This window comes from Nitrospira sp. KM1 (genome assembly GCF_011405515.1).
GTDB lineage: Bacteria > Nitrospirota > Nitrospiria > Nitrospirales > Nitrospiraceae > Nitrospira_C.
Window position 1 is genome coordinate 1,059,127 of sequence record NZ_AP022671.1, and the last position, 13,627, is coordinate 1,072,753.

The window sequence follows — 13,627 nt, forward strand, 5'->3', positions numbered from 1 at the left end:
TTCACTCCATCGGCCCCCGATCAATAGATGATCGGGGGCCGGTTCTCATCGATCACCAGCATCAATCGACGATGCTTGAGTGGTCGATCAGGGTCTCTCGTGTAATGTGTCGGATCTTCCGAAACTTCGATTCGACTCAACGTTATGGAAATATTCTGCTTCAGATGCGGGACGCGGGTCTCAAGAGCCAAATCGACCGATTCATCGCTGCAACCCGTCACCTCCCCATTGAGATCCCGCTCGTCCCGAAAATGTACCGAGACCCTTTCCTCAGGATCAATCCAGGGACGGATCAGTTTGGACTTTTCTTGATTGGTCATTCGTCCCCTCCAGATCAATCAGACATGCAGACATGCCTGGAAAGATGCCGGTGCCTGCCGTTTGCTTGGAGCATTTAAGAGGCGCCGGACTCGATCGACACTCCGAGACCGATCCAAGCCCTGAGCAAATCATGCCGTGTAACAGAATACGCAACTTTACCGCCCTGTATGACAGGGAGGCTCAACAGACGCTTTTCCTCCATGGTTTTGACAGCCTGGTCGATCGTGGTATCGCTGGTGACTGAAATTCGATCCTTGGCCATCACATCTTCAGCGGTCAAGGAGTTCAAATCTCTCTTGGCTTCCAACGCGCGAAGAATATCGAACTCACTGACAAAGCCGATGAACTCGTCATTCTCATTCACGACCGGTGCCCCCGGCATGTGTTCGGACAATAATTCGACCGCTACCCCCATCGCATTTTGACTGCGGCGAAAAATCAGATCGTTGGTTGCATGAATCTGTCCAACGGTCTTAAATCCTCCGACAGGAACCCCTGGTCTCGTGAGCGTCGTCATGTCTACCTCCTCTTGTTGGTGCGCACGATGATCACAATGAGCGCTATCGTCCCTTTGCGATAGATGTGCCTTGCTGCGATCGATCGTCCCGAGAAATATCGATGCGCAAGCGCCTGATTTCTTTATTAAGACTATTTGCAAATGGTTTCCATTCAGCAACATCAATCTCAGCTTGAAAGACAAGAAAGCCTTCACTCGTGCAAAATGTCCTCCGTACGCACCGTGAAAGGAGTTTGCCGCTTTACAGCCAGAATCGCGGATCAACCACTGGAAACAATCTGTCAGAAATGCAATAGCGGTCTCGTTAGTGTCCCTTGTGAGCCGGCCCTATGCAAGGATCTCCAACCTAGGTCTTCTACTAGCTTGCCGATGGTCACATTCCCTTGGTTTAATGAAAGTGGGCGGAGGTGTCTGCTTCGGTGTGCCCACCCCAGAGCAGCAAGAGGTCCCTGCTTCCTCCTGGGGGACCTGCCTCCGCCCGCCATAGCAATCCGGAGCCTTCCATACATCCTCGTTACGGGTCTACGTGCTTTCCGTTCTTAGATTACCTCTCTTTATCGTTTGAGTAATCTACATAAGAATTTGATATTTAAGGTTTAAAATTATCATGATTGCAAGGCCACCCATCTTTAGTCTTAACTCACCTACCTCCAAGGTATTTTCAAACTTCTGATTCTGCATGAAGATCGGCCATCCGACATTCGATCGCCAAGCGCGATTTTTCACGGAGGGTGTCATGCAGAAACAACTGGGCAAGATCGGCGCAATTCGAAGAGAGCTTCGAGGAAAAGCCTGCCCCTGCTGCGGAAGCCGAACCTACCAACTGGTATTACGAAGCGATGTCCCTGCGCAGACTGGAAAGCTGTATGCCAGATGCACACAATGCCAGAGGCCTAGAGGAATCGATGAGGACCTAGGTCGCATTTTGTGGATGTAATCGGCAGGCAGTTTATCAATGAGGTGAAATCATGTCAGGATTGGCATCACCCATTCATGCTGTAAGACACCGCCTCGCCCGGCGCAGACAATTACGCACCGCCTTACGGATGTTGTCGGCGAGCGGCGTGATCCGTGCCGGCCATGTCGAGCTTCGCTACGCCTCACCGATTACGAGAAAAGGGCTCGCCCCTCAATATGCGGTTCGCACGGAAGCACGGCCTGCTACCCGAACAGCAACTTTTCCGTCCTTCAGAAGTATGAAATCCGGACTTTCCCGGGTCAGACAGTGGGCGATCGGAGTGTCTCCGAGCGTTCCATTGACAGGAGAGTAGCCTTCTCCAAAGGCACATTCGTCTGCTCGCCCAACAGCGACTCCTGTTGCACTTGTACCGCATAGGCCGCTCAGGTATTATCACCTCACTTGCCGGCAATCCCGCGATCGTCGCCTTCAACGATGGTCAGGTAACCCGCGCACATCTGGAATGTCTGGAGAGGTGGCCGAGCGGCCGAAGGCGGCGGTTTGCTAAACCGCTGTAGGGGCTAAAACCTCTACCGAGGGTTCAAATCCCTCCCTCTCCGCCATCCACCATCACAAATCCATAACATAGGGGACAAGTATTACAACCAGCGGCCCGGAGGCCAAGCAGATGCTATCGCTCTTGAACTGGCCGACAGAGCTGGGAGCAGAGATATCTTGGAAGGAACATCCAAACAGCATGCAGTACTTTCAGATTGCTACAAATTCTTGTGCGAATTCTGCCATCCTAATTGTCATTCTTTCGCTGTTGCTTTTGGAAAATCGTCAGGAACGAATGAATTTGTGATGCAATACGGAGAGGAGCTGACGAAACGTGAACTAGGCATTATGGGCGGCCTTGTATTGTCTGCCGGTATTTTTTCCGCACTGTACAACCGCGTTGGGGAAATAGTTTCAACCGCATGGCCGCCTCAGCAAAGGCCAACTGTCCATCCTGTGACTGATGGCTGGCAAAACGCAGAACCGCAAGAAATCCTGCCCCTAAACTGTCTGCATGAAGCACAAGGACGGCATCCCCCACATTGGGTCGAGCGCAGCAACACTGCCAGCGCCCTGAAAGAAAAGCTGATCCGGACGAATCAACCAAACTTCACGGCTTCCCTGTATTAAAACGGCATCAGGGCCATTTAACTTTGCCATTATTCATGTAGGGACTATTCAAGAGGCCCAGATCTCGTTACCATGAATGAATTACCAGACCAATAGGAGACTGCCATGGGGTAAACATCCTGGTTATCGATGGGAACGATGCCGACCGCTCGTACTTCGTCGCTTGCCTCCAACAGACCTTCCCTGACTGTCGCATTCTAGAATCGATCACAGGAGAACAAGGATGCCTGGTGCTGCGACGGGAGCGCGTCGATTGTCTCGTGCTTGAGTTAGACCTGCCTGATATGTCCGGATTTGAAATCTTGATCAACGCAGTGCCGTTAGTGGGCAAGCCCTATATGCTTGTTCTTGTACTCACGCGCGTGCCCAATCCCGCCATCTGGGAATTGGCCGAGAAGAACGGCGCGTATGCCTGCCTACGGAAGTCCGATACGACAGGTGACAGTCTCTCTCTTGCCGTGGCGAGAGGCCTCGCGCACATCGCCCCGCGATGGAAGGATCAAATTACGCCACTATTCCCATTAGCGCAGACTCAGTAATCGAATCTTCCTTTTCCGAGGAGAGAGGTGGCCTTATGCCGAGACCTGGTGTTCCCTCGCTTCGTTCTGAGATACACAACTTCGTCCTGTCCAACGAACGGCTGCTCTCCACCATGTCGTCACACACATCGACACCTCTCTCACAAGAAGAGGTGCAGATCGTGAAGTACTACGTGGTTGAACTGACAAAAAGTCTGATGCCCTTGTACGCGACGGTGGAAACGGCCGACAAAGCAAGACAAGGTGCCTTGCAGAATATCCTTGAGCGTCTGAGATAGGTATTTCATGGCAGTATCTCTCTAGCCTGGCCAATCTATCGGTTCGATCCGAAGAAAATAAGCACGTAGCTTGGCTGATACATGTTTCAGACCTTGCAAAACCCGGGTTCAGCTCTTCCCTATCGAAAAATCGTTCGAAGTCTGTGAAAGAATCTCTGAATTCAGACAGCAAAATTGGCCATTGCACCCGTCCTTAATCCACCGCCCAGTTATACAGCGATTTGAGGAGCGTATTCGCCGGCCGGAGGTGCCTTCCGAAGGCGTGTTGGTACTGGCACAACTCAAAGATACGTACCGTTGACTAGCACAGTGGGGAAGAGTAGGCTGACCGCAATCTCCCAGCCTGGTCATCAACCATGGAGTGAATGGAGAGGGATCGATGCCTTCAATGCAAGCGTTCTTGCGGTGGCGTCCGATGATCCTGACTTGGCTGATCGCCTGGGTTCTCGCGGTTCCACTCTTCCATACACATGTTCCTGATACAACTGATCTCTGGTCGACACTTCAGAGCGGAGGAGTTCATACTGTTTTTTCGCCGGACTTACCGGGCGAGTTCTCTCCTCCCAGAGCGTCCGGTGAGCAGAAACATTCCCGCCATCTGACTCAGCGTGCTGTTCACTCGCCCGAGCTTGAAGTTTCCATTTCAGATGACAAATCCGAAGATAGAAAAATAAAACGCTTACATTGGCTCAATATTCCGCATCACTTCCCCGATGCGCCGCTCCAGTCCTTTGCCCTTGATGTTTCAAGTGACCGCAACAACCGGCATCTTTCTGAATCTTTCTCCACATCGCGCGCTCCACCTCATTCCTTTATATAAACCTGCCTGGCGACAGTCTGGCCGCTTTCGGCCCGTCATGCCGGGACGGGTGCCGGCCGGCGTCCCTCTACCTTGCTTCCTACGAGAAAAGAGGATCGTCATGGTAACCGTTCACGACATACCAACAGCAAACTCGAAGGCCGTACTCTTTATTGACGGCAACGATCAGGATCGTCATTTCTTTGCAGACCGGCTCAAGACCTGTCTTCCTGGCCACCGCATTATTGAGTCGGAGACAGGACAGGCCGGCCTGTCCCTCTACCAATCGCGTTCGATTGATTGCGTCGTTCTCGAACTGGATTTGCCGGACATGTCAGGGTTTGAAATTCTGTTCGAGCTGATCCCCGCCTTTGAGCTTCCGGACTTCGCCGTGATCGTGCTCACGAGGTTCACGAACCCGGATATTGCCGCACTTGCGGTCAAAAACGGAGCCATGCAAAGTTTGGTCAAGGCTCGCACAACCGGTGAAGTCCTTTGCCAAGCAGTCGTCGGAGCCATCGCACATGCAGCCGCAAATAAGGCGGAGCGATATCGACGTGTCGATTCTCAGCCGTGTGAGACGCTCTAGCTTTCTTGGAGCGGCGTGCGCTGAAAAAAGACTACCGGCAATACATCTGCGATTCGACAGGCGTGTTCAAACCCAGGCAGGTCATGCCGTTCGGCGTGGGACGATCGACCTCATGATCGAAGAATGATCCGGCTCTATTGGAGTAGGCGACGCAATCCATTTGCGAAGATGGCCTCTCGGCTGAACCCTGGCGTGCCTGATTGAGCCGTTCGCAAAAGTTGTGCGCCTGCTCATACCCATTAGGCCCGTCGGCGCAGCCTGATGCGATCAACATGACAACGGTGGCAAGCAGCTTTCTCATGTCGCCATTATATGCTCCCCAAGATTCTCAAATCATCAACGAATCTCTGCACCTCCCTGTGAAACTCACCATATCCCCTTCCTTCAGGAGACGCCTCTCACCGTGCAGAATACGGCTGGCGCCGCTCAAACTGCCCGTCACGACACGCTGAGCGCACCCATACGGAAGCACCACTCGTCGGGACGCTTATCAATCCGAGACTGTATATCAAAAGAGTAACTGATCAGGCCGGCGACTCGATCGCAGACACGCGCGACATTGGCGAAACAGGCGTCCGACATTCCCACGCACTCCAGCTATAGTCTGTGGAAATGACTTGGAATTCCCTCAACTTCGTGAAACCTCCATGCCCTTCCAGATAGGATTCTTCGACCGGACAGGCATACGCCACCAACACTTGATGGCCGGTTGTGACATGAAATTGATGGAGCCGGTCAAGGACGCCTTGAAATACAGGCCCCAGGAAGGGTCGATACATGTACACGAACAGGTCCGTGCGCGGGAGATCGAATTCAAGCGCATTGCCGCAAATCACCCCAATGTCTTTACACTGCATCCTGTGCTTTTCGATACGGTAACGAGTCAGATTGTCGACGGCCGCTTGATAAAGCTGAGAGGACAATTCCACTCCGACGACTCGCTTGAAGGGAAACTGTCCCGCAATGATCAAGGTCCGCCCCTTGCCGCACCCCAGATCTACGAACGTGCTCTGACGGATCAGAGTCATGTCGCAGGCATTATTGAGGATATACTTCATGACGCATTCCCGAGTCGGGACATATTCCACCGCGTAACGATCGGCAGCCGGCGTCTCTTCTTCTCGGCCCGTGCCTTTCGGCTGATATATCGTGCCGACATTGTAGCGTTGGTCGAAATCGTCTTCCGGTCTGTCACCCAGTAAATAGAGGATGATCTCTCTGACCGTTTCTCTAAGGCCGAGGAGTTTGTACGTGTTCATGACGATCCGAAGTTTTTCCCTTGTCCCGGGATCAGTATTCATGATGGCTCATCGCATCATCGCGTTGAGGATCGCTCATTCACGCCATTCAGGATTTCGCTGATTCGCTGATGCACCTCGATGCTTTGGACGGCTTCCATGTGATCGCCGTCGATCGTATGACATCTCACCGCTCCTACAGTGTACTGCTGCCAATCGAGAGGAGCGTTGCCATGTCGCTTCAGGGTTCGACTCGTCCACCAGGCATGGATTGGTGCGCGCAAAGCACCTGTGGCGATCGAATTCAGTACGCAAGCCGCGCTTTTGTCCACTGCATATCCGATCTTCAGTGCCTCGACGGACGCATCGGACTCCTCTGACGAGAGAAGACGATGCTTCTGTGCCCAGCGAATCGCGAACTCCACACGTTCTTCGACCGGACGCTGGAGTAATTCTGCGCGCAGCCCTTCGCCTTCCGACTCCAACAGCGCAGAGGCCTCCTCTCGTCGCTCCCATTGCAGGTACGCCATGACTTCCTCGACGACGTCAGGGCTCTCGTACGAATAGATCTCCACCGGCAACTGCGTGTCGAGAATGCCAAGAAATTCTACTGTCTGTCCCTGACTTTCCAGAATTCCAGCGATCGCCAAGGCGGTCACACCTCCATTTGACCATCCCAGCAGCCGATAGGGGCCGGCTGGCTGGTGAGTCCGTATGAGACGAGCCGTGTCCGCGGCGATCTGAGCAATCGAAATATCCGCCCAGCGGAGGGAGAAGATCCGATCGAGCGAAATGCCGTACACCGGCTGATCGTTTCCCAACGCATAGGCCAGGGGTTGATACGCTAAAACGTGCGTGCCTGTCGGGTCGATGCAATACAACGGATTCCTGGTGCCTTCGGCTTGCAGGGTGACAAGCGGCGAAGACGGTTGACGGGATTTCGACACCAGAGACGACGCCAGCGTCGCCACCGTCGGATATTGAAAAATCGCCAGCAGCGGTACCGGGCTCCCCATCGATTGTTGCAGCCGATGCACCAGTTGAACCGCTAAAAGTGAATGCCCGCCGAGGTCGAAGAAATTGTCGTGGATTCCCACCCGTGCAACTCCCAAGACGTCAGCCCACATCTCGGCCAATGAGGTCTCCATTGGAGACCGCGGCGCCGCGTAGCCGTTTGCCAGTTCACGTTCGAGATCGGGAACGGGCAAGGCTCCGCGGTCAACTTTTCCGTTCCGGTTGCGCGGCAGTCGATCAAGTTCAATCAAGATAGACGGCACCATATAATCGGGCAAGTGTTCCTGCAGACAGCGCCGCACATCTTGTACGCCATAGCCTGCCGCGCCTCGCGAAAAATAGGCCACCAGGCGCCGGTCGCCCGGACGGTCTTCACGGACAACGGCCACCACTTCCTGCGCAGCGGCATGACGTACCAACACGGATTCGATTTCGCCCAACTCGATCCGAAATCCGCGGAGCTTGACCTGATGATCCACGCGTCCAAGAAATTCGATCGTGCCATCGCTCCGGTACCGTGCACGGTCCCCTGTCCTGTACAGGCGGGCTCCTGCCTCGGGCGAAAATGGATCCGGTACGAACATGCCGGCGGTCCGTTCGGGCTCGTTGAGGTATCCACGCCCCACCCCGATGCCTCCGACGCAGAGTTCTCCCGCAATGCCGGGAGGCACCGGGATCATGGCGGATGAAAGAACGTAGAGCTGAATGTTTCTCACAGGGCGGCCTATGGGCACGACGGTGTCATCTTCATGGGGTGAGCTCATGATCGAATGCAGCGCCACGTCGTCAGCGCATTCTGCCGGGCCATACGCATTCATGAGGGGGATGTGTGGGAATCGAGCCAACCACCGCCGGCACAACCCAGGGGAGAGGGCTTCCCCCGTGGGAAGCACCCACCGCAGTCTCGGCATGGGGCCCCCGGCAGTGGTTTCGGCTGCATCGAGAACGCCCTGTATGAGTGCCGGAACCGTTTCCCATACAGTCACCCCGGCCTCGGCCACATACTTGAGCAGTTGAGAGGGATCATGGGCGATCTCATCGGGGACAATGCAGATCTCCGCCCCGCACAACAATCCGGCGAGGAACTGCCAGACCGAGATGTCGAAACATTGCGACGCCGTCTGCGCCACCACATCTTCCGATGACAACTGCAGCGTGACGCACTTTTCGGCCAAATGATTCAGCAGACCGCCTTGTTCAACCATCGCGCCCTTTGGAGTTCCCGTCGATCCAGAGGTGAAAATCACATAGGCAAGCTGCCGGTATGAGAATGAGGGACTCTCCATACCGCTTGATGTGGAATCATCGACCAACCGTTCGATGACAGACATGGGTGGAATAGAACCGGTCCCATCGGACGCGAGATCACGCGCGAGTTTATCCGCAATGGACTCGCCAATGAGCATGTGGGCGGCTCCGCTCAGTTGCAATGCCCGACGCAGGCGATGTGGCGGATGACCAGGGTCCAATGGGAGGTACACCCCGCCGACTTTGAGCAGGGCGAGCATCGCCGCTAACAGTCCGATGCCTCGATCCGCTATCACCGCCACAATCGTTTCGGGACCGATGCCGTTTCGGCGTAACGCCCGCGCGATTCGATCGGCCTCACCGGACAATTGACGATAGGTCCGCGTGCAGTCGCCGCACCGAACCGCAATGGCATCGGGAGTCTGTTTGACTCGAGCATTAAATAAATCGGCAAATCCGAGGCCGGTGAACGGCTTCGCAGGAACATTCCATTCGCCCAACTGGCGCTGCTCCTCCTCCGTCAGCATCTCCAGATCCGTGATGCAGTCATCAGGCCGGCGCACCATGCTCCTGAGCAATCGACGAAAGTGATCCGACATCCGTGAGATTGTCGACTCATCGAACAGGTCGGTGTTGTATTCGATCGATACATCGAACTCGGCGCCGGTGTCCAAGACGGTCATCGAGAGATCAAACTTAGCGCTTGGCGTCACAACGGGCAGAGCGCGGCATACAAGCCCGGGAATCTCGGGTGCCGGCGGAGTGGCTTGCTGGAAATCGAACATCACCTGAAAGATCGGCGATTGGCCGACCAGCCGTGCCGGCTGCAACACCTCGACGAGCTTCTCAAAAGGCACATCCTGGTGACCGTACGCCTGAAGACAAACCTCCCGCACTCGTTTCAGCATCTCCTTCGTGGATGGTCTGTTCGCCAGATCGATTCGCAGAGCCAGCGTGTTGACGAAAAACCCGATCAAGGACTCGATTTCTGGTCTTGTGCGGTTGGCAACCGGCGTCCCGATAATGATGTCTTCGTCTTCCGTATAGCGTGAGAGCAGAACAGAGAAGGCAGAAAGCATGAGCATGAAGGCCGTTACGCCGTTTCGGCGGGCGAAGTCCCTTTGTGCATCGCTCTCGTCAGTCGGCAACCTCATCGAACGGAGCGCGCCGTGCGAAGTTTGTGCGGACGGTCTCGCCCGATCGGTCGGCAGCTCGAGCTGCGGCAATTCCCCTCCGAGCACGTTCCGCCAATAGGCCAACTCGCGATCGAGGACCTCTCCATCGAGCCATGACCGCTGCCACACGGCAAAATCCGCATACTGCAATGTCAGCGTGGGCAACGGTGACGGTCGCGCATAAATACATGTCTCATAGAGCGCGGTGATTTCACGAACGAGAATTTCGGCCGACCAGGCATCGGAGATGATGTGGTGCAGTGCGACCAGTAACACGTGCGACTCGGCCGCCAATCTCAGTGCGCTGATACGGATCAACGGCCCGTATTGGAGATCGAACGGACGCTGCGCATCGGCAACCGCAAGCCGGGACACCGCCGCCTGCCTTGATTCGTGATCCAGGTGACGCAGGTCGATAAGGGGCAGCGGGACCTCCAGCGATGGTGCGATGTCTTGAACAGGCAACCCTCCGGCGACTTTGAACGTGGTACGCAAGATCTCGTGACGCCTGACGACCTCCGCGAAACTTCGCCGGAGGGCTTCGAGATCGAGCGGACCGTCGATGCGCAGCGCGATGGGAATATTGTAGGCTGTGCCGTTCGGATCCAGCTGAGCTAACACCCACAAGCGTTGCTGGGCGAAGGAGAGCGGAAGCGGTCCGTTCCGTGTGGCCGGAAGGAGAACCTCGGCCGGCCGGGACGTGATTCTGGCCGAATCGACTGTTCTGGCCAACTCCTGCAAGTCGGTGGCTTCAAACAGCGTCCGCAGCGGCAGATCGACGGAGAACATCTGCCGGAGCCTCGACATGACCTGGGTGGCCAAGAGCGAATGCCCTCCCAGGTCGAAGAAGTTGTCACGGATGCCGACCCGGTCACGCTTGAGGATATCGCACCACAGACCGGCCAGAATTTCTTCCGTCACGGTATTGGGAGCGACAAACGTCCGGGCATTGACTGCCATCTCATCCGGGGCAGGAAGAGCACGGCGATCGATCTTGCCGTTGGAGGTCAGCGGCAACGCCGGCAACGAGGTCCAGCACGCCGGCACCATGTAATCGGGAAGACGCGAGCGAAGGAATTCCTGAACCGCCGGCAGATCGATGGCAGACCCGCGCGCGACGAGATATGCGGAAAGGAACGGCTCTCCCTGCGCATCCTCTCTGACAGTCACAACCGCCTCTTGAACCGACGGGTGCTGTGCCAGCACCGCTTCGATCTCCCCTAGCTCGATCCGGAATCCTCGGATCTTGACCTGATAGTCCACCCGCCCGAGAAACTCAATCGCGCCATCGGGCCGAAATCTGCCCAGATCGCCCGTGCGATACAGCCTCGCCCCCGGAGATTCTGAGAAAGGGTGCGGAACAAAGCGTTCTGCCGTTCGATCGGGTTGACCAAGATACCCCCTTGCCAATCCATCTCCCCCGAGATACAGCTCACCCGGCGCACCAACCGGCGCAATCTCGAGACGGTCGTCAAGCACATAGGCTTCCAAGTTGGAAAGCGGACGTCCGAGCGCAACGGTGCCTGAAATTTCTCCCGCGGTGCCATCCACCAACGCGTGAGTCAACGCACCCACCGTCGTTTCGGTCGGACCATAGTGGTTGACGATCTTGCAATCCGAACGAAGCTCGATATCCTGCACCAGAGCCCGGGTCAGCCGTTCACCGCCCAGGACGAGATACCGGCGAGGGCATACTTGGCTGTTCTCAGCAGTTGCCAGCAAGGCTTTGAAATGTGATGGCACAATCTTCAAGACATCAATGGCATGACGCGCCATATAGGAGGCAAACAATCGTCCGTCAGTGGCCGTCTCGTATCCAACGACGTGAACGCACCCCCCGGTCAGAAGCGCCGGGAAAATGGATGTGTTGCCCAAGTCCGCGCTAAGCGTGGACACCGTTGCGAAGTGCAATGGATCGGTAATGTTCAACCGGCTTGCCAACGCTTGCGAATAGTTCATCAGATTGCGATGCGAGACGGCTACCCCTTTGGGCATTCCGGTGGAACCGGATGTGAAGATGACATACGCCAGTTCGTCGGCAGACATTGATAGGTCCAAGTCGGCCGGGTCTTCCCCGATGAATCCCCCAGCCACGGAGAACACCGTGCCTTCATACCCTGCAACGGATTCCAGGTGAGTCACCAGATGTACCGCCCCTATTTGAGACAATTGCGGCACGAGGCGGACTCCCGCGTGCGCGGGATCGATCGGCACATAGGCCGCTCCCGCCTTGAGCACTCCCAATAGTCCAACGACCATGTCAGCCGATCGTTCCAAACACAGACCGACCAGCGTTCCCCTATACACCCCCTGGCGTCTGAGCCCATGCGCCACCTGATTGGCTCTCGCATTAAGTTCGGCATAGGACAAGATGCAGTCGTCCGCTGCGACAGCCGGTGCATCGGGTCGGCGCCTCGCGTGTTCCTCCACCATCCGGTGCACGAGCAGCGGCCCGTCCGGCTGCCACACGGTACGGTCACATCCCGCCTTGAGTCGGTTCCGCTCTTCATCACCCGCTATATCCAACGTTTCAATCGATTCAGTTGGTTCCTCCGCGGCACTCTTGAGCAGCCGGACAAGTTGATCGGCCACGATGGAAAGCGTGGAGGAGGAATAGCGGTTCGGATCGTAGTGCCACGTCATGCGGAGCATCGGCCCTGCATGCGTACAAGACAGACGGAGTTTGAACGGTTCAAGAGACAAAGCCATGCGCTCGATGATCATCCTGCCGGTTGCAATAGGAATGATTCCAAGACCGGGGTCATACTCAAATGCAATGCCCTCCGGCGATCTATCGGCTTCCGTATTGGGATACGGACCAGAGAAGTTTTCCTGCCGTTGTTCCGCCTCGGTCAATGTCTTAACGCTTCTGGATAGGACATCGTCAAACGACAGACTTCCGTCGACGGGCATGGCCACGGGAATCCATTTCTCGAACAAGCCGATGCCGGACGCCAATTCTTCGTAGCTACGGCCGTCACATCGCCACCAACACAGTAGATTTTGCTCATGGGTCAGGCGTCTGAGCAGGATCAGCCACGAGGCGAACACAACTCTGCCGATTGACCGGTTGGCCGTACAACGTTGTTGAAGAGGCAGTAGCTCCTCCGGATTGACCTCGCGCTGTATCGTGTCTTGAGGTATCCGGCCTCCGACAGGTGCGGGTGGTTGTTCAAATGGCAGCGTCACCATAGGATAGTCTTGCAACGGCTGTTTCGCCCACCATTGCCGTCCTTCTTCCGCTTCGGCTTCTGTCAGGAGTTCATTCTGCCACTCCGAAAACTGCGTGTATTGAATGGGTTCCTCGTTCGTACTCTCCGCATATGCCGAATCGTATTCCAACGCGATCTCACGCAGAATATTGTGCAGCGAGGCGCGGTCGGCACACAGTCCTGAAATGTCCAGGCACAGCCATGTACGTGTCTGTTGCAGGCTATAGAGCGTGGCCCGCACGAGCGGTCCGCGTTCCACATCGAAATCGACTCTTGTCTCAATGATGGAATCGGTCCATATGGCATCTTCGCCGAGCGCGCTCGCCGGCTTGATGAGCTCCACACACTTCCAAATCGGATCACATTCTTCGGAGACGATTTGAAACGGCATCTTCACGCCCGGCTCACGATAAAAATTCGTCCGCAAGCTTTCGTGCCTGGCGATGATGTTTCGTATCGCCTGCCGAAGTCGATCGGCTGTAAATATTCCCTCCAATCGGACGACAACACGTCCGCCCTCCCCAAAGCCGCTTTCGCGAAGCGTCCATAACCGCTTCTGGTGCGGTGACAGTCGATGTCCCTGAACGTGGATGTCTTGTCGCATGCCTGCT

Annotated in this window: 10 protein-coding genes and 1 tRNA gene; 6 read left to right on the forward strand and 5 right to left on the reverse strand. The window is 55.7% G+C overall.

Annotated elements, in window-relative coordinates; all coding sequences use genetic code 11:
• Positions 1-20 precede the first annotated feature (20 nt).
• Together W02_RS05010 and W02_RS05015 are read right to left on the reverse strand one after the other, a co-directional pair.
• Positions 21-320 carry a hypothetical protein gene (locus W02_RS05010; RefSeq protein ID WP_173045389.1) on the reverse strand — a complete coding sequence of 100 codons (300 nt, stop codon included), beginning with the start codon at positions 318-320 and terminating at the stop codon, positions 21-23.
• A 74-nt stretch (positions 321-394) separates the two neighbouring features.
• The gene (locus tag W02_RS05015; protein WP_173045391.1) at positions 395-838 is read right to left on the reverse strand and encodes a CBS domain-containing protein; all 444 of its coding nucleotides are present in this window, start codon (positions 836-838) and stop codon (positions 395-397) included.
• Positions 839-2,265: 1,427 nt separating this feature from the next.
• Between W02_RS05015 and W02_RS05020 the strand changes: the two genes are divergently transcribed.
• The 6 genes from W02_RS05020 (at position 2,266) to W02_RS05045 (ending at position 5,129) form a co-directional block, all read left to right on the forward strand.
• A tRNA-Ser gene (locus tag W02_RS05020) sits at positions 2,266-2,359 on the forward strand.
• Positions 2,360-2,471: 112 nt separating this feature from the next.
• Positions 2,472-2,924: a hypothetical protein gene (locus W02_RS05025; protein ID WP_173045393.1), complete on the forward strand. Its 453-nt coding sequence runs from the start codon at positions 2,472-2,474 to the stop codon at positions 2,922-2,924.
• A gap of 230 nt (positions 2,925-3,154) precedes the next feature.
• Positions 3,155-3,463: a hypothetical protein gene (locus W02_RS05030; protein WP_173045395.1), complete on the forward strand. Its 309-nt coding sequence runs from the start codon at positions 3,155-3,157 to the stop codon at positions 3,461-3,463.
• A 35-nt stretch (positions 3,464-3,498) separates the two neighbouring features.
• Complete coding sequence (locus W02_RS05035) at positions 3,499-3,741, forward strand: hypothetical protein (RefSeq protein WP_173045397.1); 243 nt, start codon at positions 3,499-3,501, stop codon at positions 3,739-3,741.
• A gap of 379 nt (positions 3,742-4,120) precedes the next feature.
• Positions 4,121-4,561: a hypothetical protein gene (locus tag W02_RS05040; RefSeq protein ID WP_173045399.1), complete on the forward strand. Its 441-nt coding sequence runs from the start codon at positions 4,121-4,123 to the stop codon at positions 4,559-4,561.
• A gap of 100 nt (positions 4,562-4,661) precedes the next feature.
• Entirely contained in the window at positions 4,662-5,129 is a 468-nt protein-coding gene (locus W02_RS05045) for a response regulator (protein WP_173045401.1), read from the forward strand.
• A gap of 31 nt (positions 5,130-5,160) precedes the next feature.
• On the opposite strand, the gene W02_RS05050 is transcribed toward W02_RS05045, so the two are convergent.
• The 3 genes from W02_RS05050 to W02_RS05060 all read right to left on the reverse strand — a co-directional run bounded on the left by W02_RS05050 (position 5,161) and on the right by W02_RS05060 (position 13,620).
• Entirely contained in the window at positions 5,161-5,430 is a 270-nt protein-coding gene (locus W02_RS05050; protein ID WP_173045403.1) for a hypothetical protein, read from the reverse strand.
• Positions 5,431-5,653: 223 nt separating this feature from the next.
• Positions 5,654-6,430 (reverse strand): class I SAM-dependent methyltransferase, encoded by a 777-nt coding sequence (locus W02_RS05055; RefSeq protein ID WP_173045405.1) that lies wholly within the window; start codon positions 6,428-6,430, stop codon positions 5,654-5,656.
• Between the two features lie 14 nt (positions 6,431-6,444).
• On the reverse strand, positions 6,445-13,620 hold the full coding sequence (locus tag W02_RS05060) for a non-ribosomal peptide synthetase (protein WP_173045407.1): 7,176 nt from the start codon (positions 13,618-13,620) through the stop codon (positions 6,445-6,447).
• Positions 13,621-13,627 lie beyond the last annotated feature (7 nt).